The 18,985-nt window shown below is 69.5% G+C and carries 23 protein-coding genes; 8 read left to right on the forward strand and 15 right to left on the reverse strand.

The window, feature by feature from the left end; translation table 11 throughout:
- Positions 1 to 44: 44 nt before the first annotated feature.
- Positions 45 to 1,667: a cation acetate symporter gene (locus NQ152_RS02830; protein WP_257503260.1), complete on the reverse strand. Its 1,623-nt coding sequence runs from the start codon at positions 1,665 to 1,667 to the stop codon at positions 45 to 47.
- Complete coding sequence (locus tag NQ152_RS02835) at positions 1,664 to 2,011, reverse strand: DUF485 domain-containing protein (RefSeq protein ID WP_257503261.1); 348 nt, start codon at positions 2,009 to 2,011, stop codon at positions 1,664 to 1,666. Before NQ152_RS02835 ends, NQ152_RS02830 begins: the two co-directional genes overlap by 4 nt.
- Positions 2,012 to 2,330: 319 nt before the next feature.
- Between NQ152_RS02835 and NQ152_RS02840 the strand changes: the two genes are divergently transcribed.
- Positions 2,331 to 3,188, forward strand: a complete 858-nt coding sequence (locus tag NQ152_RS02840; protein ID WP_257522941.1) for a LuxR C-terminal-related transcriptional regulator — start codon at positions 2,331 to 2,333, stop codon at positions 3,186 to 3,188.
- Positions 3,189 to 3,428: 240 nt separating this feature from the next.
- Positions 3,429 to 3,773: an Lsr2 family protein gene (locus NQ152_RS02845; RefSeq protein WP_257503263.1), complete on the forward strand. Its 345-nt coding sequence runs from the start codon at positions 3,429 to 3,431 to the stop codon at positions 3,771 to 3,773.
- Positions 3,774 to 3,835: 62 nt separating this feature from the next.
- On the opposite strand, the gene NQ152_RS02850 is transcribed toward NQ152_RS02845, so the two are convergent.
- The 3 genes from NQ152_RS02850 to NQ152_RS02860 are packed head-to-tail and all read right to left on the reverse strand — an operon-like array spanning position 3,836 to position 6,677.
- Positions 3,836 to 5,215, reverse strand: coding sequence for an NAD(P)(+) transhydrogenase (Re/Si-specific) subunit beta (locus NQ152_RS02850; protein WP_257522942.1), 1,380 nt, complete (start codon positions 5,213 to 5,215; stop codon positions 3,836 to 3,838).
- Positions 5,212 to 5,526, reverse strand: coding sequence for an NAD(P) transhydrogenase subunit alpha (locus tag NQ152_RS02855; protein ID WP_257522943.1), 315 nt, complete (start codon positions 5,524 to 5,526; stop codon positions 5,212 to 5,214). The genes NQ152_RS02850 and NQ152_RS02855 overlap by 4 nt, the downstream gene beginning before the upstream one ends.
- The gene (locus NQ152_RS02860) at positions 5,526 to 6,677 is read right to left on the reverse strand and encodes an NAD(P) transhydrogenase subunit alpha (RefSeq protein ID WP_257522944.1); all 1,152 of its coding nucleotides are present in this window, start codon (positions 6,675 to 6,677) and stop codon (positions 5,526 to 5,528) included. Before NQ152_RS02860 ends, NQ152_RS02855 begins: the two co-directional genes overlap by 1 nt.
- Before the next feature lie 107 nt (positions 6,678 to 6,784).
- Between NQ152_RS02860 and NQ152_RS02865 the strand changes: the two genes are divergently transcribed.
- Both NQ152_RS02865 and NQ152_RS02870 read left to right on the forward strand, forming a co-directional pair.
- Positions 6,785 to 8,539: an FAD-dependent oxidoreductase gene (locus tag NQ152_RS02865; protein ID WP_257522945.1), complete on the forward strand. Its 1,755-nt coding sequence runs from the start codon at positions 6,785 to 6,787 to the stop codon at positions 8,537 to 8,539.
- 65 nt (positions 8,540 to 8,604) lie between these two features.
- Entirely contained in the window at positions 8,605 to 9,123 is a 519-nt protein-coding gene (locus tag NQ152_RS02870) for an ATP-dependent endonuclease (RefSeq protein WP_257522946.1), read from the forward strand.
- Here the strand turns inward: NQ152_RS02870 and NQ152_RS02875 are convergent.
- Both NQ152_RS02875 and NQ152_RS17345 read right to left on the reverse strand, forming a co-directional pair.
- Positions 9,092 to 9,409 carry a hypothetical protein gene (locus NQ152_RS02875; RefSeq protein ID WP_257503269.1) on the reverse strand — a complete coding sequence of 106 codons (318 nt, stop codon included), beginning with the start codon at positions 9,407 to 9,409 and terminating at the stop codon, positions 9,092 to 9,094. The genes NQ152_RS02870 and NQ152_RS02875 overlap by 32 nt on opposite strands.
- 40 nt (positions 9,410 to 9,449) lie before the next feature.
- A complete protein-coding gene (locus NQ152_RS17345) occupies positions 9,450 to 9,560 on the reverse strand; it encodes a DUF1731 domain-containing protein (protein WP_257503270.1) in 111 nt (36 codons plus the stop codon).
- Between the two features lie 74 nt (positions 9,561 to 9,634).
- Between NQ152_RS17345 and NQ152_RS02880 the strand changes: the two genes are divergently transcribed.
- Positions 9,635 to 10,807 carry an epoxide hydrolase family protein gene (locus NQ152_RS02880; RefSeq protein WP_257522947.1) on the forward strand — a complete coding sequence of 391 codons (1,173 nt, stop codon included), beginning with the start codon at positions 9,635 to 9,637 and terminating at the stop codon, positions 10,805 to 10,807.
- A 51-nt stretch (positions 10,808 to 10,858) separates the two neighbouring features.
- On the opposite strand, the gene NQ152_RS02885 is transcribed toward NQ152_RS02880, so the two are convergent.
- Together NQ152_RS02885 and NQ152_RS02890 are read right to left on the reverse strand one after the other, a co-directional pair.
- A complete protein-coding gene (locus NQ152_RS02885; protein ID WP_257522948.1) occupies positions 10,859 to 11,059 on the reverse strand; it encodes a hypothetical protein in 201 nt (66 codons plus the stop codon).
- A gap of 271 nt (positions 11,060 to 11,330) precedes the next feature.
- Complete coding sequence (locus NQ152_RS02890; RefSeq protein WP_257522949.1) at positions 11,331 to 12,935, reverse strand: glycosyltransferase family A protein; 1,605 nt, start codon at positions 12,933 to 12,935, stop codon at positions 11,331 to 11,333.
- A 159-nt stretch (positions 12,936 to 13,094) separates the two neighbouring features.
- On the opposite strand from NQ152_RS02890, the gene NQ152_RS02895 reads away from it, so the two are divergent.
- Positions 13,095 to 14,198, forward strand: coding sequence for an alpha/beta hydrolase (locus NQ152_RS02895; RefSeq protein WP_257522950.1), 1,104 nt, complete (start codon positions 13,095 to 13,097; stop codon positions 14,196 to 14,198).
- Between the two features lie 37 nt (positions 14,199 to 14,235).
- Here the strand turns inward: NQ152_RS02895 and NQ152_RS02900 are convergent, their stop codons facing one another.
- The 5 genes from NQ152_RS02900 to NQ152_RS02920 form a co-directional block, all read right to left on the reverse strand.
- Entirely contained in the window at positions 14,236 to 14,445 is a 210-nt protein-coding gene (locus tag NQ152_RS02900; protein ID WP_257522951.1) for a hypothetical protein, read from the reverse strand.
- A gap of 312 nt (positions 14,446 to 14,757) precedes the next feature.
- Entirely contained in the window at positions 14,758 to 15,258 is a 501-nt protein-coding gene (locus NQ152_RS02905) for a DUF6804 family protein (protein WP_306815550.1), read from the reverse strand.
- 66 nt (positions 15,259 to 15,324) lie between these two features.
- Entirely contained in the window at positions 15,325 to 15,594 is a 270-nt protein-coding gene (locus tag NQ152_RS02910; RefSeq protein WP_257503276.1) for a hypothetical protein, read from the reverse strand.
- 155 nt (positions 15,595 to 15,749) lie between these two features.
- The gene (locus NQ152_RS02915) at positions 15,750 to 15,938 is read right to left on the reverse strand and encodes a hypothetical protein (protein WP_257503277.1); all 189 of its coding nucleotides are present in this window, start codon (positions 15,936 to 15,938) and stop codon (positions 15,750 to 15,752) included.
- A gap of 85 nt (positions 15,939 to 16,023) precedes the next feature.
- Positions 16,024 to 17,064, reverse strand: coding sequence for a lactonase family protein (locus NQ152_RS02920; RefSeq protein WP_257522952.1), 1,041 nt, complete (start codon positions 17,062 to 17,064; stop codon positions 16,024 to 16,026).
- Between the two features lie 160 nt (positions 17,065 to 17,224).
- Between NQ152_RS02920 and NQ152_RS02925 the strand changes: the two genes are divergently transcribed.
- Positions 17,225 to 17,509, forward strand: a complete 285-nt coding sequence (locus tag NQ152_RS02925; RefSeq protein ID WP_257503279.1) for a DUF6412 domain-containing protein — start codon at positions 17,225 to 17,227, stop codon at positions 17,507 to 17,509.
- Positions 17,510 to 17,609: 100 nt separating this feature from the next.
- On the forward strand, positions 17,610 to 18,371 hold the full coding sequence (locus tag NQ152_RS02930; RefSeq protein WP_257522953.1) for a membrane protein insertase YidC: 762 nt from the start codon (positions 17,610 to 17,612) through the stop codon (positions 18,369 to 18,371).
- Positions 18,372 to 18,397: 26 nt separating this feature from the next.
- On the opposite strand, the gene NQ152_RS02935 is transcribed toward NQ152_RS02930, so the two are convergent.
- On the reverse strand, positions 18,398 to 18,913 hold the full coding sequence (locus NQ152_RS02935; RefSeq protein WP_257522954.1) for a hypothetical protein: 516 nt from the start codon (positions 18,911 to 18,913) through the stop codon (positions 18,398 to 18,400).
- Between the last annotated feature and the right edge of the window lie 72 nt (positions 18,914 to 18,985).

The following is an 18,985-nucleotide window of genomic DNA, read 5'->3' on the forward strand; positions in this document are numbered from 1 at the left end:
CCCGGGGATCCCCCGCCCCGGGGCCGCGCACTTACTCATGGCCGTCAGTGATTGGTGGCCTTCTCCGCGCCGAATCCGGTCAGGGAGCGCACGTCCATCTCTGCCGCCAGGCGCCGATCCTCCGCCTTGCGGGAGAGCACCGAGCCGAACCATCCCAGGAAGAACCCGATCGGGATCGAGACGATTCCGGGGTTGTTCAACGGCCAGATCGCCACGCCGACGTTCTTGAACACGCTCGTCTCCGCCCCCCAGAACACCGGGGACAAGAAGATGAGGATCATCGCCGCGGCCAGACCGCCGTACATGCTCCACACCGCGCCGCGCGTGGTGAACTTCCGCCAGAACAGCGAGTACAGGATCGTCGGGAGGTTGGCCGACGCGGCCACCGCGAAGGCGAGGGCCACCAGGAAGGCGATGTTCTGCCCTTGGACGCCGATGCCGCCGATGATCGCGAGGATGCCGATCACCACGACGGTGCGCCGCGCGACCTTGACCTCCCCGTCCGGCGGCACGTCACCCTTCTTCACCACGTTCGCGTAGATGTCGTGCGCGAAGGACGCCGCCGCGGTGATGGTCAGGCCCGCCACCACTGCCAGGATCGTGGCGAACGCGACCGCCGAGATGAAGCCCAGCAGCACGGGTCCGCCGAGCGCGAGCGCGAGCAGCGGCGCCGCCGAGTTCACACCCCCGGGCGCCGCGGCGATCGTCTCCGGCCCGACCAGAGCGGCAGCACCGTAGCCGAGCACGAGCGTGAACAGGTAGAAGACGCCGATCAGCCAAATGGCCCACACGACGGAACGCCGCGCTTCCTTGGCGGTGGGGACCGTGTAGAAGCGCATCAGGACGTGCGGCAGGCCGGCTGTTCCCAGCACGAGGGCGATGGCCAGCGAGATGAAGTCCCACGGGTTGGCGCCGTACTGCAGGCCCGGGCCGAGGATCGCGTCCTTCGGGTCTGTCACCGCCGCGGCCACGGCGCTTTCCAGCAGCGTGTTCAGGCTGAAGCCGTTGATCGCGAGGACCCAGACCGTCATCACCAGGGCACCGCCGATGAGCAGGAACGCCTTGACGATCTGCACCCAGGTGGTGCCCTTCATTCCTCCGACCAGGACGTAGACGATCATGAGGATGCCGACGACAGCGACCACGATGGACTGCCCGATGCGCTCGTTGATGCCGAGCAGAAGCGACACCAGTCCGCCGGCACCCGCCATCTGAGCCAGCAGGTAGAAGAAGCAGACCGCGAGCGTCGTGATGGCAGCGGCCATCCGCACCGGACGTTGCCTGAGCCGGAAGGACAGCACGTCGGCCATCGTGAATTTGCCGGTGTTGCGCATCAACTCCGCCACGAGCAGCAGCGCGACCAGCCACGCGACCAGGAACCCGATCGAATAGAGGAAACCGTCGTAGCCGTTGATCGCGATGGCGCCGGTGATTCCGAGGAACGAGGCGGCGGACAGGTAGTCGCCCGAGATCGCGAAGCCGTTCTGCGGACCGGTGAACGAGCGACCGGCCGCATAATAATCGGCAGCGGTCTTGTTGTTCCGGCTGGCGCGGATGACGATGAACAGCGTCACCGCGACGAAAGCCGCGAAGATCGAGATGTTCAGAACCGGGTTGTTCTCCACGGTCTGAACCGCCGCATGGATGGAACCGAAGATGTCGTTCATGCTGCCGCCTCACGCTTCTCGAGTTCTTCGCGTATCGCCTCGGCCTTCGGGTCGAGCTTGCGATTGGCGAACCACACGTACGCCATCGTGATCGCAAAGGTCGTCACGAACTGGCCGAGTCCGAGCAGCAGCCCGATCGTGATGTCGCCGGAAACCCGCTGCGCCATGAAATCCGGCGCGAAGGACGACAGCAGGACATATGCGAAATACCAGAGCAGAAATGCGATCGACAGCGGAAAGATGAAGCTGCGCTGGGTGCGCTTCAGTTCCCGGAACTGCGGCGACTCTTCCACGGCGATGTAGTCGATACCGGGTGGAGCCGTGTCAATGCGTGGATCGGACATGTGGCCTCCTTGCCTTGTGCCTTGCTTCTTTGGTGTTGCGAGGTGTTGCGAGGTGTTGCGAGGTGTTGCGAAACGCTCAGCGAGCTTTTTGCCGAGCCCCGAGCGCGCCGCGCACAGCGACGGTCACGGCGCCGAGGACGGCCGGGTCCAGAACGCGGTCGGGTCATCCAGACTCCGACGCCATTCCGAGGTGTATCCGACCATGGGAGTTTCTCCTTTGAAACCTGTCCCAGCGGCTGCCGACCTCGCTTCGCCGCGGTGGTATCGTCGACGCTACGAAAAGCGGTGATCACATCGTCACCCCCGGAAGTAGGTATCTGTGGCCGCGCGGACCGGCACCGAGACAGAGACCGAACTGGTTGCGCGTGCGGTCGCGGACCTCACCCGCAAGACCGCCTTCCCGGTCGCATTCGGCGGGCTCGAGCGTGACGGTGCGGTTGCGGTCACCGCGACGGCAGGAACGCGCACGCGGAGCCTGGACGGGCTGGTCGTGCATGCGACCCGGGGTCTGGGCGGTCGCGCCCTGGTCGAGAAGCGCCCGCGGCTGGCTCTGGACTACCGGACCTCACGCAACATCACCCATGACTACGACCGTGCCGTGCTCGGCGAGGGGATCGCGACGCTCTTCGCGATCCCGATTCTGGTCGGCGGCACGGCCCGCGGAGTGCTGTACTGCGGCACCTGGTCCGAGGTGCCCGTCGGGGACATGGTCACCCGGCCGGCATTCACCGTCGCCGACGCGCTCAGCAGCGAACTGCGGATCCGCGACGAGGTGGAACGCCGCATGGCGCTGGTTCCGCCGGCCACTGACACGTGGGGTCTGGATGCCGCGGCCCGGGAAGAGTTGAGGGAGAGCTACGCGGAGTTGCGCAGTATCGCCTCGGTCGTCAAAGACGTCCATGTACGGGAACGGCTCGAGCTTCTGGAAAAGCGCATAGCCGCGATATCGAACGTCGACACGGGCACGCCGGCGGATTTCGCGATCGCGTTGTCGCCGCGCGAGATCGATGTGCTCTCCCGTGTCGCATTGGGTGCCACGAATGCGGAGATCGCTTCCGGTCTGGCTCTGAAAGAGGGCACGGTGAAGTCTTATCTGCAATCGGCGATGGCGAAGCTGGAGGCCTCGACCCGTCACGCCGCCGTCGCGAAAGCTCGCCGGGCCGGCATTCTCCCGTGACCATTGCGCGCCGGACTTCACGCGCGCAGTAAAAGGCGGCAGCAGCCCTTCTTCCGCAGTGTCGCAGGGAGCCTGAATCGTAAAGTCGCGGATTCGACACGCGACGGCAAGGCATTTAGGACCTTGGACTCTGGACACCGCATTCGGCACCGGATAGGCATTTGCGTTCGAATTCAGTCGGAATACGACCCGCCGGATTGCCGATAGTAAATTCGGGCGACGGAGCGTATTCTTTGAACCATGGCGCGAAGAATTGTTCACCAGCTGGTTGATGACCTGGACGGAACCCTCCTCGAAGTGGGTGAGGGCGAATCGGTCCATTTCTCGATCGACGGGGTGGCATACGAGATAGACCTGACAGCCGAGAATGCCGCTGCGTTGCGTGACGCGGTGGCCCCGTACGTATCCGCCGCCCGCTCCATCTCCTCGTCGCGCAAGGCCTCGTCCGACTCCCGTGGTCGCCGTCGACCCGGGCAGCAGGATTACAGCGCCATCCGCGCATGGGCCAAGGACAACGGCTTCCAGGTCTCCGAACGGGGCAGGGTCCCGGCAGCGGTGATCGAAGCGTACGAAGCCGCGCACTGAGGGCGATTCGGGTCGGCCTCGCGCGGGTGCGAACCGTCCGCGACTCACCACCCGAACGCGGTTCAGGCGGTCGATTTGACCGACGAGAGCACTCCAGTCAGCGTCTGCTTCGCGTCGCCCAGCACGATTGAGACCTTGGAATCGAAGAACAGCTCGTTCTCGATGCCGGCGAACCCGGGGTTGAGTGACCGCTTCAGAAACACCACCTGCTGTGCCTCGGCGACGTTGAGGATCGGCATCCCGTAGATGGGCGAGCCGGGCGAGGTCTTGGCGGCCGGGTTGACGACGTCGTTGGCGCCGATCACCAGCACCAGATCGGTCGTCTTGAACCGCGGATTGACCTCGTCCATCTCGACCAGTGCGTCGTAGGGCACGTTGGCCTCGGCCAGGAGGACATTCATGTGCCCCGGCATCCGCCCCGCCACCGGGTGGATGCCGAACACGACGTCCACTCCCCGGTCGCGCAGCAGCTCGGCCAGTTCGGCGGCGGCGTGGTGGGCGCCGGCAACCGCGAGCCCGTACCCGGGCACGATGACGACCCGCTGCGCGTAGTCGAGCAGGATCGCGACGTCGTCAGCCTCCATCGTCCGCACCGGCCGATCCGACGCGGACGCGGCGGCGCCACCGGCCGCATGCGCACGGAAGGCGCCGAACACGATTCCGGTGACCGTGCGGCCCATCGCCTTGGCCATCGCCATCGTCAGGATCGTGCCGCTCGCTCCGACCAGGGTGCCGGCGATCAGGAGCAGCACGTTGGACAGCACCAGGCCGGATGCCGCGACGGCCAGGCCGGTGAAGGCGTTCAGCAACGAGATGACGATCGGCACATCGGCGCCGCCGATCGGCATCACCAGCAGCACCCCCAGAATCAGCCCCGCGGCCAGCAGCAGGTACGCGTAGACGGCGTCGCCGGTCGCGATCAGCGCCGCACCGGCGGCCAGGGCGGCGAGCACGAGCACCACCATGAGCACGCGCAGCCCCGGGAAGGTGACCGCCCGCGTCGTGATGATCCCCTGCAGCTTGCCGAAGGTCACGAACGAGCCGGTCAGCGAAACGCCGCCGATCAGCACGGTGACCGCGACCACGCCCAACGTCCAGGGGTTCTCGCTGTGCGCGATCTCCACGAGCGCGACCAGGGCGGCCGCCCCGCCGCCGACGCCGTTGAACGCGGCGACCAGCTGGGGCATCTGCGTCATCTGCACGCGACGAGCGGCGATCACGGCGATCACGGAGCCGACGACGATGGCACCGAGGATCCAGCCGAGGTTGCGCAGTTCGACGCTGAGCCCGAAGGCGAGGATCGCCAGCGCCGCCCCCGCCGCGCCCAGCAGGTTGGCCCGTCGCGCGGTGCGCGGGTTGCTCAGGCCCTTGAGCGCGAGGATGAACAGCACTGCCGCGACGATGTAGCAGACCGTGACGACTTCGGGGGGCAGGAGTTTCACGCGCCCACCTCCGCGCCGGTGTTCCGCGTTGCGCGCGGCTTTGCCCGGAACATCAGCAGCATCCGGTCGGTGACCACGAAGCCGCCCACGACGTTGATCGTCGCCAGCAGCACGGCCAGGATCGACAGGGCCAGGGCCAGGGGGTCCTCCGCCTGTCCGGCCACCAGAACGGCCCCGAGCAGGATGATCCCGTGGATCGCGTTCGCCTCGGACATCAGCGGCGTATGCAGCGTGCTGGAGACCTTGGAGACGACTTCGAAGCCGAGGAACACGGCCAGGATCGTGATGGTGAGGAGAGCGAAACCGTCCATCAGGCGCGCACCCCCTCGATGCTCGCGGCGACCCGCTCGTTGCGCACGGCGCCATCGTGGGTCACCACGCTTCCCGAGACCAGTTCATCGTCGAAGTCGAGCATGAGGTCACCGTCCTTCATGATCAGCGCGGTGAAGTTCGCGCAGTTCATCGCATAGAGCTTGGAGGCGTCCGGCGCGAGGTCGGACTGGATGTCGCGGGCGCCGATCAGCGTGAGCGCCCCTCCCGGCACGGGAACGGTCCGCCACTCCCCCGGCACGGACCCTTCGATGTTGCCGCCCGATTCGGCGGCGAGGTCCACGAGCACGGAGCCGGGCCTCATGGCCGCCACCATGTCGGCGGTCACCAGTCGCGGAGCCGCTCGACCCGGGACGGCGGCGGTGGTCAGGACGATGTCGGATGCCGCGATGTGGGGTGCGAGCAGTTCCTGCTGGCGCCGCGCCCGGTCTTCGGCCAGCTCCTTCGCGTAGCCCCCGCCGGCTTCCGCCGTGCCGAGGTCCAGGTCGATGAACGTGCCGCCGACCGAGCGGACCTCGTCGGCGGATGCCGCGCGCACGTCGTTGGCCGAGACGACTGCGCCCAGCCGCTTGGCCGTGGCGATGGCCTGCAGACCCGCCACCCCCGCGCCGAGGACGAGCACCCGGGCCGGAGCGAGGGTGCCGGCGGCGGTCATCGTCATGCCGAACATGCGACCGAACGCGTCGGCGGCCAGCGTCACCAGCCGGTAGCCGGCCAGCAGCGCCTGTGAGGAGAGCACATCCATGGACTGCGCCCGAGAGATGCGCGGCAGCATGTCCAGCGCGAACGTCGTCACGCGCGCATCGCGGGCGGCCGTCACCGAGCCGGGGTGCTGAAACGGGTCCAGCGTCCCGACGGTCACGGTGCCGGCCGGAAGAGCGGAGGTCTCGTCTGCGCTCAGCGGGCGGACATGCAACAGCACGGTCCCGGGTTCGACGGCCGCGTGGTCTGCCACGATGCCGGCGCCGGCGGCCTCATAGGCGGCATCGGTCAGCAGGGAGCCCAGACCGGCGCCGGACTCCACCTGAACGGAGGCTCCCGCGGCGCGCAGCTTCTTGACGCTATCCGGTGTCGCGGCGACGCGCTTCTCGCCGGGCGCGCGCTCTGCGCGTATGCGCACGTGAATGGTCACTGACTCCCCACTCCGGCCTGACGGCAGCGTCGGGCCTCTTTCCGGAATCGTAGCGGGCGGAAATCGTCACCGGCGCGTTGGAGAGCACCCCGGCGTATGCTTCGCGCATGGACTCGGGATCCTCCGACGGCCACACGGTGCACGAAGCCGGGATGAACCCCGGTGAGGCGACGCCACGTCTGCCCGCGATCCTGGTCGTCTCGGGCGATGACCGGCTCCGCCGAGCGGTGGTCGACCCGCTGAACCGCCGCTACGCGCGGGACTATCGCATTCTCGACGCCGGCGCGGCGGAGAGCGGCGTCACGGCGATCGAGGACCTGCATGCCTCCGGCGGGGACCTGGCGCTGGTGCTCTCCGATGACGCCTCACCCGCCCACGGTCACGAGAACGTCTTCGCCGCCGCGCGCCGCCGCTTCCCCAACGTCCGGCGCGGCCTGGTCATCGAGTGGGGCTCGTGGGCGAATCGCGACACGACCGCCGCGGTGCTCGAACTCATCTCGCTCGTGCAGATCGACTACTACGTCGTGAGACCCGTGGACCGGGCAGACGAATCGTTCCACCGGGCGATCACGGATTTCCTCCACGAGTGGGAGTTCTCCAGTGGACAGCGGCGGCGGGGGTTCACCGTCATCGGCGACCAGGCGCAGCCGCGCACCCACGAGCTGCACACGCTGATGGAGCGCGGCGGCATCCATGCCGAACACCTGGATCCCGGCTCGCCCGAGGCGATGGCCCTGCTCGCGGACGCGGGGATCGACTACGACGCCGTGCCGCTGGTGCGCACCGCAGACGGTGCCGTGCTGATCGACCCCGATGATGCCGCCCTGGTCCGCTCGTACGGTCTGGACACCTCCCTTCCCGAGGGCGTCGTGGACGTGGCGATCGTCGGCGCCGGACCGGCTGGGCTGGCCGCGGCCGTGTACGCGGCATCCGAGGGCCTGGACACGGTGGTGCTGGAGGCCGGGTCGATCGGCGGACAGGCCGGGTCCAGCTCCCTCATCCGCAACTACCTCGGGTTCTCACGCGGGGTATCCGGCACCGAACTCGCGCAACGGGCATATCAGCAGGCCTGGACCTTCGGCGCCCGCTTCGCGCACACCCGCCGCGTGGTGGGCATGGCGGTGTCCGATGGAAGCTTCGAGCTGCAGGTCGATGGCGATGAGCGAATGCGCGCACGCTCGGTGGTGCTCGCGTCAGGGGTCAGCTACCGTCGCCTGGCGGCGCCCGGGTTGCGGCCGTACGTCGGCGCGTCGGTGTTCTACGGTGCCTCCTCCGTCGAGGCGCGCGCACAGGCGGGGCGGGCGGTGCTCGTGGTGGGCGGCGGCAACTCCGCGGGGCAGGCGGCGCTGCACCTCGCCCGCTATGCGCGGTCGGTCTCGCTCGTGGTGCGCGGGCCTTCGCTCGCGGAGAGCATGTCGCGATACCTGATCGACCAGCTGGATGCCGCGGGCGTGGGTCTGATCACCGGCGCGCGGGTCGTGGACGCCGGCGCCCACGACGCCGACCGGCTCGATCACGTCATCCTCGAACGCAGTGAATCCGGGGAGCGCCTGGAACTGCCGGCGGATGCAGTGTTCATCACGATCGGAGCGCACCCCCACACCGAGTGGCTGGCGCCCGAAGTGCTGCGTGACAAGTGGGGATCTGTCATCACCGGAGCGGAGGTGCTCACAGAGGGCGGCCGTCGTGCCTGGCTCGGCGCCGAGGGCGCGCCGACGCAGTTCGAATCGTCGGTGCCGGGTTTCTATGCCGTCGGCGACGTGCGACGTGGGTCGGTCAAACGGGTCGCGTCTGCGGTGGGTGAGGGCTCCGTCGTGATCTCCGCCGTGCACGCGCACCTCGGCGCCCACGTCGGCGGGTGACCCGGCCCGCTCAGCATCGGCCCGCCGCCACCCACGCGGTCGCGGCGCCGGATAATCTCGCTGCCATGGCGGTCATCATCGTCGAGGGAGACAGCGACCGGGCCGCCGTGGAGACCATCGCCGGACGGCTCGGTCTGCGCGTTCCGGTGGTGGTCGCAGTGGGGGGCTCCAAGGGCGCGGCCCGCGCCGCCGCCGCGCACGCGGATGAGCGCGTCATCGGGCTGGTCGACATCGCCGAGCGGCGGGATTTCGAGCGGGTGATCAAGACCGTGTTCGTCTGCGACCCCGACCTGGAGGCGGAGTTCATCGATGCCCTCGGCGTACCCGCCGTCGTGGCTCTCATCGCCGGGCAGGGTGAGCTCGCTTCGCTGCGCCGCCTGCAGCGTCAGCCCGCCCAGCGGTCGCGCACCCCGGAGCAACAGCTGGCCCGGTTCTTCAGCGGCCGCAGCGGCAACAAGCTGCGGTACGCGCGGCTGATGGCCCAGGCGGTGCCGCTGGAGCATGCGCCGCCGCCGATCCGCGCACTGCTGAGGGCCGCCGGCGACGGCGACCTCACCCCGCCTGCGAGTAATGCCGCACGGTGAGGTCGCGTTCGACGAGGTAGCGGTCATCATCCGGATAGAACACCGCCCGCTCGGCATCCGCGCCCGCGAACCCCGTGATCGCGTCGAACGACTCCCACCGCGACACGGTGAGGATCTCGGTCAGTCCGTCGCCCCGCTCGCGCGTGAGCAGCCAGGCGTCCAGATTCCCCGGGGTGGCGCGGTACTGGCGCATCCCGGTGCGCTCGACGTAGTCGACATAGGCGTCCCGATCCTCGCTCCGCACCGCTCCGCGCCACATCCGCACGACGGTTTCGTGTGCACTCATGACACCCATGATCGGATGCCGCGGCCGTGAGCACCAGGGTTCAGCCGGCACCCGGGACCAGTGATCGCAGCGCCCCGCGCAGGTCCGGCTGCGAGAACGCGTACCCGGCCGCGGTGAGGCGCTCCGGCAGCACCCACCGCGCACCGGCCACGTTCGCGAGCGGTGCTGACGGCGTCGGGTTCGGCCCAGCGCTGCCGACGTCCGGTCGCGCGCTACTCTGCTTTCATGGCGGAACAGGCATATCAGCTCGAACGGTTCACGCCCCGCGCGGATCCGGCCGTGATCGACGACCTTCGCGCACGGCTGCGCGCGACTCGCTGGCCGGACGCCGCGGAAGGCGATGGGTGGTCGCTCGGCACCGACCTGGCCTACCTGCGCGAACTGGTGGCGTACTGGGCCGACGAGTTCGACTGGGACGCGCAGGAGGATGCGATCGGCCGGTTGCCGCACTACCGCGCGCAACTCGGCGGATCCCGCATCCATCTGGTGCATGCCCGAGCCGCCGACCGCAGCCGCCCGGTGCTGCCGCTACTGCTGACCCATGGCTGGCCGGACTCGTTCTGGCGCTACCTCAAGGTCATCCCGCTGCTGACCGACCCCGGTGCCCACGGCGGCGACCCGGACGACGCCTTCGATGTGATCGTCCCCGACATGCCGGGCTACGGATACTCCGAGCGTCCGACCAGACCCCTCACCTCTCCCGACGTCGCGGACCGATGGTCCGAGCTGATGACCCTCCTCGGCTACGACCGGTTCGTCACGGCGGGCGGCGACATCGGCAGCGGCGTGAGCCGTTTCCTGGCGCTCGATCACCCGGATCGTGTGATCGCGGTGCACCGGATGGATGCCGGACTTCCGTTCTTCGCCGGCGACCGGTCTGAGCTGACACAAGACGAGCGCGACTGGCTGGACGATGCGGCCACGTGGGCCGGCGCGGAGGGCGCCTACGCCGCCATGCACCGCACCAAACCTCAGACCGCAGCGTTCGGTTTGATCGACTCACCCGTCGGGTTGGCGGCATGGATCGTGGAGAAGCTGCGCAGCTGGAGCGACTGCGACGGCGACGTGGAACGCTGCTTCACGAAGGACGAGATCCTCACTCTGCTCACCCAGTACTGGGTGAACGGCAACATCGGCTCGGCGATGCGGATGTACCACAGCAACGCGTCGATCTCCGCCGAGCAGCTGTCCCGCCGGGTCGAGGTCCCGTCCGGGTTCTCCATCTTCCCCGCCGACATCGTCCGGCCCCCGCGCGCATGGCTGGAACGAATGACGAATCTGGCACGTGCGACGGAACCGGACCGCGGCGGTCACTTCGCCCCGTTCGAGCAGCCGGAGCTCTATGTGCAGGAGCTGCGGGAGTTCTTCCGCCCGTACCGCTCGGCGCTGAGTAGCTGAGTGCACCCAGCGGTGTGCCGGAGCGGTCGTGCGGGACGTGCCGCCCCGCGCTCAGAAATCGGTGTGCGCGTCCTTCTCGATGTCGAGCGTCGTCTCGTCCTGTGCCCACGCCGCCAGCGTCGCATCCAGCTGACGGCGCAGCCACTCCGGAGACAGCGCGCCCCCCGCTGCGTCCCACTCTGCAAGCTGAGCCATGCGCTCGTCGGCGGTGCCGCGCAGATCTTCGGGCGGGGATGTCGTGGACTCGGGCATCCGGCTTCCTCCTGTCACCTTTTCACTGCGACATTACTCAGATCTTCACTGCGACATTACTCAGATCGCCGCTGGGCGGAAGGCCTCGGTCATCGGATCGGACTATCGGAATACGGATGGCGAGTCAACCCCTCGGCGCCGTTTGCGGCGCGAACTCGTGCGCGGGTTACGTTGGGATCCTCCGGGGGCGTTGTCGGGGGGCATGACGCCCCCGGGGCAATCTCCCCGCGCCGCGTCGACGTGTTCCGCAGCGTGCGGGCGCGGCATCCGATCACCGTCGGCGGAGCGCCTGTCGCACGGATCCGAGCGCGCGACGGATCGCGCGGGCCGCGAGATCCCGCAGACGGCCCCCGGGCCACTCGCGCCGCAGCTGAACGCTGCCGTCCTCGCCCGCGACCACCCGGCAGGTCCGTCCCGCCAGGAACGGCGAAGCGCCCAGGCCGTCGAGCACGGTGTGTTCTGCTCGCAGCGGCACGTCGAAGCTCCACCCGGCGTGCCGCACCTGCGTGACGAGCTGTCCGCCGGTGGAGATGTCGCTCCGGCCGAAGAAACGCAGCGGGTCGAGGGTGAGGACCGCGGGCAGCAGGGTCTGCGCCGGTCGCGCCTGGATGCGCCGCTCGCTGCCGTCGACGTCGCGGACCAGCACCTCGACCCGGTCCCGGCGCAGGTCGCGCGTCGCGTCGAGGACGTCGGGCCTCGGCAGATTCTCACTGATCCCGGCCGGAGCCCGCCAGCTCGCGGGGCGGGACGTCCTTTCGCGACCGGCCCCGGCCGAGGACTCCGCGTTCGTCTCCGGCACGTCGAAGATCAGAGCATCGCGGTCCTCGCGCAGCACGCGGACCTCGACGGTCAGCTCCAGCTTTCCCGCGCGCGTCCAGCGGGCGGAGGTCACCTCGGCGCGGCAGTCCAGCTCGGCGTCGAACTCGGCCAGGCGAAGCAGGCCCTCCCGCTCCCCTGCACGCAGCAGCGCCGATCGGATTCGGAGGGGAAAGGCCAGCCCCGCCTCGACGGCGGGAGTGAATCTGCGTTGCGCGATGGGGATGACCACGTCCAGGAAGAGGTCGCGATAGTCCGCCGGATAGCGGAGCATGCGCCGTCCGCCCAGGCGGCCCAGGATCTTTCCGCGATACCAGTGCCGCAGGAGCGTGTCCCGCAGGGTGCCGGGTTCGGTGTTGGCCTCGACCAGGTCCAGCACGGCCTCCAGGTGCGGGAAATACGTCACCGGGTCGATGCGCGACGCGCTGGCGCTGCCCGGGTGCTTCACCCACGCGTAGCAGGGCTGACTTGCCAGGACCGAGATGGTGCGGGCGCGGAAATACGCCTGCATCACGAAGAGGTGATCCTCCAACCGCACGCGGCCGTCGGGGAACCGGATGCCGTGGGATCGCAGGAACGAGGTGCGGAACAGTTTGTGGGGCGTGAGCAACTCGAGGATCGGGTCCTTGCCGAGCACGGCGTGCGGGATGTCGCGACGGAAGATCCCCCGCGGGATCCGCCGTCCGACGCCGACCTCCCTGCCGATGACCACATCGGATGCGTGGCGGTCGGCGTAGTCGCAGAGCTGCTCGAGCGCGTCATCGAACAGCCGGTCGTCCTGATCGGCGAAGAAGACGTACTCGCCGCGCGCGGCCTCGATGCCGTGGTTGCGCGGCGTTCCGGGCCACCCGGTGTGCGGCAGAGTCAGGACACGGACGTGGGGACGCGCGCGCGAGATCTGTTCCAGACGCTCTCGAGTCGGACTGCCCGAGCCGTCATCGCACAGAAGGACCTCGAAATCGTCCGGTCCGAGGCTCTGCCGGTCGAAGGACTCCATCAGCTCGTCGAAACCCAGTCCCGGCTTGAACACCGGAACGACGACGCTTACCCGCACGGGCACGACACCGTGCGGGGAGGGACTGATCGATTGGTCATACCCGTATTCAATCTCATCTCGCCGCCGCGCCCGGTGCCATACGCGCCCAGGACGCACGTGATCGCGGGTGCCGGGGACGGGCACGCTCGGTAGGATCGAAGCCCGACTCTCGAGGAGCGCCCGATGCCCTTGGACCCGTTCTTCTCCGAACGGCTGCGCGTGCACCGGCGCTACCTGATCGGCCAGGTCCTCGAAGCAGCCCGCAAACGCGTGGCCGGCTGGCGAGCACTGCTGTGGGGAGGCGCCGGCGCGGCGACGACCGATGCCACGCCCGCCTCCACGGACCAGCCGACGGTTCGGCGCACGCCGCAGGGTCGCGCCGATCCGCAGAAGGCACGCGCCCGGCACCGCCGGGCCGCCCTGGCGTGGGACCGCAAAGAGCTGCAGAGCGTCGGCACGCCCGGTCCGGACGTTCGCACAACCGAGCACGAGGTGCCCGTCCCCGGGCATCCGTCCGTGCGTGTGCGCATGTACTATCCCGACGCGGCCGACGCCGGGCCGGTGCCGGCGTGGCTGAGCTTCTTCGGTGGAGCGTTCCGGATCGGTGGGGTCGATTATCCGACGACGGATGCCGCGAACCGCCGCCGCGCGGCCGAGGCGGGTGTCGCGATGGCCGCGGTGGACTACGCCCTGGCCCCCGAGCACCGGTTTCCGACGCAGATCGAACAGGCGCACGCGGCACTGGTGTGGCTGCACCAGAACGCAGCGGACCTGGGAATCGATCCGGACCGCGTCGGAGTCGCCGGCACCTCAGCGGGCGGGTCGATCGCCGCAGCGCTGACCCTGGCCAACCGTGACCGGACGAGCCTGCCGATCCGCCTGCAGCTGCTGGAGGTGCCGGTCACGGACCTCACGGGTCGGCACCTGGACCTGCGCGCCACGCGGGCCCTCGGCATCCCCCGTTTCATCGCGCTGCGCGAGCTGAGCTCGGTCGCTCGCACGTACCTGGCGCAGAAAGCCGATCGGCGCAACCCCCTCGCCTCACCGTTGCTCGCCGCGTCGCATGCGGGTCTGCCTGAAGCGGTGATCCTGACCGCGGAGTACGACCCGCTGCGGGGTGACGGCGCCGCCTACGCGGCCCGGCTCCGGGCCGCCGGAGTCGAGGCGAGTGCGGTCCAGTATCTGGGGGTGACCCACGACACCGCCATCTTCACCGGCGCGCTGGCTTCCGCGCGACGCTGGCATCGGGACGTCATCGGCGCCCTGCGACGCCTGCACGAGGACTGAGCGGACCCGTTCGGTCTTCGCGACTCCGCAGGCCAAGCTACTCGGGATCGACCAGCGGGCGGCCGATCACGCCGATCCCCACCGCCTCATGACTGGGCTCCGGGTCGCCGGCGTCGGGGGCCTTCGGCTGCTCCTCCGGCGGCTTCTCGGTGCTGGGCTCCTCGAGATCCTCGTTCGCGGGCATCTGCTCGTTCTGCGCGGGTTCTTCGTCCTGCGCGGGTTCTTGCGACTGCGATTCGCTGCTCATCAGTTCTCCTCCGGTCTGCATCGTTTCCGGTCTGCATCGTTTCCCTCCAGCCTCCGGCGACACCGGACGCCGCGCAACGGGGTTGACTGCGGTGCGGTCCACTCCACGGCCAGGTCTGGCGGATCGCCCGGGTCGGTGATTCGGCGGGGTATGCTGGAGGGGATAGGCGGACTTCTCATCCGTCTCGCCCCGGCCGCGTGGTAACGGTCGGGGCTTTTTCATGCCCGCGGGCCGTCGTCGTTCGGCCGCCGCGCGCGGCGAACGTCAGGCCGAGGACGATCGCCGTGCCGTAGCGGTGCCCGGCCGGGCCGGCTACCGGGTCGGGTTCCGGCGGGTCCGCACGGTCGCGCCGGCGGCGAGGAACGCGGCGGCCGCCGCGATGTGCGCGGCAGCCCACCAGGGTCCCGAAAAGGCGAACGGGTAGAACGGGTTCCACAGGATCGCGATCGCGAGCATCACCGGAGCCCACCACCATTGCCCCGCCTGGATCGCGAACCACCCGACGATGACCGCGAGGATGGCGATGACGAACTGGACGGCGAGGTAGTACTCGTGGCCCACCAGCGCGATTCCCGCCAGACACGCGATGGCGGCGAGGATCCCCGGGGCGAACGCATTGCGCTGGAACTCCGGGGCGGCCGGTGTCGATGGGGCCATGGGTGTGGTGTCCGTTCCGTGGGGATCAATCTGCGGGCCGCCGGCCGGAGCCGGGGATGCCGACGCCGCAAGACCGACGCCGCCACCGCAGTACTGCAAGGCCGCGTCGATCGGAGCGCCGTAGCGATCTTCGGTGATCACGACGGGCTTGTCCATTCGGCCCAGCCCCGGGAGCGGGGATGCCGGTGCCGGCCCGGAAGGCCGTGCACCGGCATCCGTGAATCAGTGCCCGACTTTGGTGACGCCGAACATGAGCGTGCGCCGGTCGATGTCGTAATGGACATCGCTCGTGTTCACGAGCAGATCCTGCAGCACATCGGCGTCGTCGGCGTCGACGGTCAGGACCTCCTCCCATGCTCCCTGATCGAGGACCAGTTGCAGGGTGAACGTGCCCTCTTCGGCGGGCTCACCCGCGACCCAGGAGAACTGATAGTGGGTCAGCTGGCGGACCTTGATGCTGTTGTCGTTGACGGGCTGAGGAACTTCGGCCATCTTCATCTCCCTTGATTTCGCGAGGGTGAGACCTGTTTAGAACGGGGTGGGCCGGAAAGGTGGGGGCTGGACGATCCGCCGACGATGCGCTAGCCGTGGTTCAGCATCGCGCCGGGACGCCGGCGGGGCGGCTCACCGCTCCGGGCGGTGTGCCGTCACTCGGGACGTTCGCTGTGATCTTCCAGGTCCGGTCGGGCCCGCAGCACGTCGGCGACCTCCTCCTCGGGGCGCGGCGCGATGGTCTCGTCCTCTTCCAGTTCGGGCAGGCCGGGATCGTCCGGGCCGGGAACGTGCGCCCGCGAACGGTCGTCATCGGCGGACGCGGCAAATCCTTCGGTCGACATGATCATCAGCGTAGGCCGAACACGACGCGTCCCGGCATCCCGAACCGCGCGGGCAGCGCCGACGGCAGACCCGAGCGGCGCGGGCTCAGACGAAGCGGACCCAGTTCGCGCCGCGACCCGTCTCCGCCCGCTGCAGCAGCTCCAGCCGATCGCCCGTCACCGCGTACAGCGAGATGGTCGTGGACCGCTCCCCCGCCGCGACCAGGTGAGCACCGTCGGGACTGACCGCGAAGCCGCGCGGCTGCGGCTCGGTGGTCACGAACCGGTCGGGCGCAGACACCGAGCCGTCGTCGGCGACCGCGACGGCGCCGAGCGTGCTCTCGGTCCGTTCCGAGCACCACAGGTAGCGGCCGTCCGCGCCGAGATGCAGGTCGGCGCCCCAGATGAGGTGCTCCGCCGTCGGGTCTGCGCCGAATCGACTGTGGCGCAGACCCGTCGACGGGTCGAACGCGTCGGTCGCGTCCCGCAGCCCGAGCGTTCCGGAGTCGGGGTCGCGGGCGAAGTGCAGCACCTGGCCGGAGAACTCGGTGAGCACGTAGAGCGCGTCCTCTGCGTCGTTCAGCACGAGATGACGCGGACCGCTTCCGGCCGGCGCGGCGACCGTCGCCGGTTCGAGCGGCGCCAGGCGCAGATCGTCTCCCAGTGCGTACTGCGCCACGAGGTCGGCGCCGAGGGAGACGAAGTAGGCGAACCTGCCGTCTGTGCTCGGCAGCACCGAGTGCAGGTTGGGGAAGGCGACCCGCGAGACGGGGTCACCGACGACACCGTCGGTGATCGGGCAGCTGATCCCGTACCCACCGTCGTAGGAGGCGCCGAGCAGTCCGGCGCCGTGCCGGGACAAGGCGACGTAATTCAGCTTGCCCCCCGGCAGATCCCGGCGCGGGCCCGCCTCGAGCGCGCCGGTCCGGCGATCCAGGCGGAGGGTCAGGATGCCGGCCCGTCCGTCCTGCCCACTGTCCTGTACCGCCGCGTAGACCAGGTCCCGCGCCGAATCGACCGCGAAGGTCGAGCAGCCCGCGAGCGCCGCGGTCACCGCCAGGCGCTGGAGCGAGCCGTCCTCCAGCCGGAAGGTGCTGATGCTGCCGTCGCCGGCGTTTGCGACGAGCACGAGTGAGGAGTCCGCCATCCCCCGATGCTATGACCTGACCGCGTGCGCCGCGAGGATCGGTGGGACGGCGCACACACGCCGCAGCTGCGCCGGCGCAACGACGGCGGTCGCCGGATCCCGGTCGGTGGACGGCGCGGTCGTGTTAGCGTGACGGCATCCAGAACGGCGGGAGGGTGCGATGGCGGACATGATCGGCTCATTCCTGCAGGTCCTGCTCACCTCGCTCGGTCTCCTCGCCGCCGGGTCCGACCCCGCCGCGGTGACGGTCGCCGTCGCGGTGATATCGGCTGCGGCCCTGATCCTCACCGTGGTGCTGGCCATCACGCTCCCGCGGTCCGTCTCGGCGTCACTGGCGCGTCCGCGCCGGACGGCCGACGTCTCCGCGCCGATGTCGCAGAGCGATCCGGATGCCGCCGGCCACCCCCGCTCTCGAGCTCCCGGTCTCGCGGCCTCGGCCGCCTAGTCCTCGACGCACGCTCGCCCGACCGGGCGCAGTTCCGTGTCCGTCGATGTCCCACGTGGCCGCTCCGCGCCCACCTCTGACATCGACGAACGGACATTCCGTGGACCTTTTCGCACTGCCACCCATCGCCGCCACCCTGGATGCCGCGTATGCGCTGCTGATGGGGCTCGCTGCCTTCCTGCACCCGATCACCGGCGCCGCGTCCGCAGCGGTCGCCGTCATCCTGCTCACCCTCCTCGTGCGCGCCATCCTCATCCCCACCGGGGTCGCTCAGGCCAAAGCCGAGCAGACCCGCGCGCGTCTGGCCCCGAAGCTGATCGCGCTTCAGCGGAAACACAAGAACGGCCGCGAGCGCCTGCAGCGCGAGACGATGCGCCTCTACGCCGACGAGAAGGCCTCCCCCTTCGCCGGCTGCCTGCCCGTGCTGATCCAGGCTCCGGTCGTCGGCGTGATCTACGCGCTCTTCCTGCACACCTCCATCGCCGGTCATCCGAACGGTCTGTTGACCGAGCCGCTCCTGGGTGTACCGCTGGGAACCAGCCTCATCGCGGAGCTGGGCACGGGCGCGGTGACGTTCGGCACCGGCGCCGTGTTCGTCGTTCTGATCGCCGCCATCGCCGCCGTCGCCGAGATCACGCGGCGCATCCTGCGACCGCAACCGGCGGTCGACTCCACCGCACCGGGCTCCGTCGGGGCGCTTCACCTCGTTGGCCTCCTTCAGTTCGCGAGCGCGGTGGCTGCGATCTTCGTCCCGCTCGCCGCCGGGCTGTACCTCCTGGTGACGGTCACGTGGACGCTGGTCCAGCGGGTGATCCTGCGCCGGATCTACCCCGTGCGGCCGGCCGGTCCGACGGCGGGCTGACCCGGACCGCCCGGCATGCGCTCCGCCTATGCCGGCACGCGAAAGAGGAAGCGGTCCTCAGCGGACCAGGTGTGCGCGTCATCGCATCGGTAGCCGCGCAGCCAAGGTCGGCCGTCGACCACACGGAGGTAGAAGCCCTTCGGGAACTCGTCGTCCGCCCTGAGCGGCTCGGCGGCGACCGTGAGGGACCCGGTGGGTGCGTTGCCGGCGGACATCACCGAATCCGGCGACGTGTCCTGGTCGGTCAGCGCCAGACGCAGATAGGGTCCCGCGTCGGGTGGGCACAGCAGCAGTCCCTCCTCGCGCGCGAGTGCGAAGATCTCGGAGAGGTGGGCACCCTCGGGGCGGCCGAGGGCGGCGACCGAGCACTCCGTGACCGCGATCACCCGACGAGGCTGTTGGTCGAACGCGGCGTCGGCCAGCAGGGTTTCGGCGTGCGCGTTCAAAAGGATGCCGCGTGCGGACAGCTCGCTCCGCAGCTCTGCTCGCGACAGCCCGCCGATCGGGGTCTCGAGCAGTCCGATGTGATCTGTGTCTGCCATGGCCTTCCCGGGACGGTATCTGCTGCGATGTCCTCGACAACCCTACGGGCGGCACTGGAGCCGATCGAACCG

Source organism: Microbacterium sp. zg.B48, from assembly GCF_024623505.1.
In the GTDB taxonomy this organism is placed as follows: domain Bacteria; phylum Actinomycetota; class Actinomycetes; order Actinomycetales; family Microbacteriaceae; genus Microbacterium.

Excerpts from the sequence above, each read along its gene's own strand:
- NQ152_RS02830 (WP_257503260.1), bottom strand. The coding sequence starts at position 1,667 with ATGAACGACATCTTCGGTTCCATCCATGCGGCGGTTCAGACCGTGGAG.
- NQ152_RS02835 (WP_257503261.1), bottom strand. The coding sequence starts at position 2,011 with ATGTCCGATCCACGCATTGACACGGCTCCACCCGGTATCGACTACATC.
- NQ152_RS02845 (WP_257503263.1), top strand. The coding sequence starts at position 3,429 with ATGGCGCGAAGAATTGTTCACCAGCTGGTTGATGACCTGGACGGAACC.
- NQ152_RS02855 (WP_257522943.1), bottom strand. The coding sequence starts at position 5,526 with ATGGACGGTTTCGCTCTCCTCACCATCACGATCCTGGCCGTGTTCCTC.
- NQ152_RS02865 (WP_257522945.1), top strand. The coding sequence starts at position 6,785 with ATGGACTCGGGATCCTCCGACGGCCACACGGTGCACGAAGCCGGGATG.
- NQ152_RS02870 (WP_257522946.1), top strand. The coding sequence starts at position 8,605 with ATGGCGGTCATCATCGTCGAGGGAGACAGCGACCGGGCCGCCGTGGAG.
- NQ152_RS02875 (WP_257503269.1), bottom strand. The coding sequence starts at position 9,409 with ATGAGTGCACACGAAACCGTCGTGCGGATGTGGCGCGGAGCGGTGCGG.
- NQ152_RS02880 (WP_257522947.1), top strand. The coding sequence starts at position 9,635 with ATGGCGGAACAGGCATATCAGCTCGAACGGTTCACGCCCCGCGCGGAT.
- NQ152_RS02885 (WP_257522948.1), bottom strand. The coding sequence starts at position 11,059 with ATGCCCGAGTCCACGACATCCCCGCCCGAAGATCTGCGCGGCACCGCC.
- NQ152_RS02895 (WP_257522950.1), top strand. The coding sequence starts at position 13,095 with ATGCCCTTGGACCCGTTCTTCTCCGAACGGCTGCGCGTGCACCGGCGC.
- NQ152_RS02900 (WP_257522951.1), bottom strand. The coding sequence starts at position 14,445 with ATGAGCAGCGAATCGCAGTCGCAAGAACCCGCGCAGGACGAAGAACCC.
- NQ152_RS02905 (WP_306815550.1), bottom strand. The coding sequence starts at position 15,258 with ATGGACAAGCCCGTCGTGATCACCGAAGATCGCTACGGCGCTCCGATC.
- NQ152_RS02910 (WP_257503276.1), bottom strand. The coding sequence starts at position 15,594 with ATGGCCGAAGTTCCTCAGCCCGTCAACGACAACAGCATCAAGGTCCGC.
- NQ152_RS02915 (WP_257503277.1), bottom strand. The coding sequence starts at position 15,938 with ATGTCGACCGAAGGATTTGCCGCGTCCGCCGATGACGACCGTTCGCGG.
- NQ152_RS02920 (WP_257522952.1), bottom strand. The coding sequence starts at position 17,064 with ATGGCGGACTCCTCACTCGTGCTCGTCGCAAACGCCGGCGACGGCAGC.
- NQ152_RS02925 (WP_257503279.1), top strand. The coding sequence starts at position 17,225 with ATGGCGGACATGATCGGCTCATTCCTGCAGGTCCTGCTCACCTCGCTC.
- NQ152_RS02935 (WP_257522954.1), bottom strand. The coding sequence starts at position 18,913 with ATGGCAGACACAGATCACATCGGACTGCTCGAGACCCCGATCGGCGGG.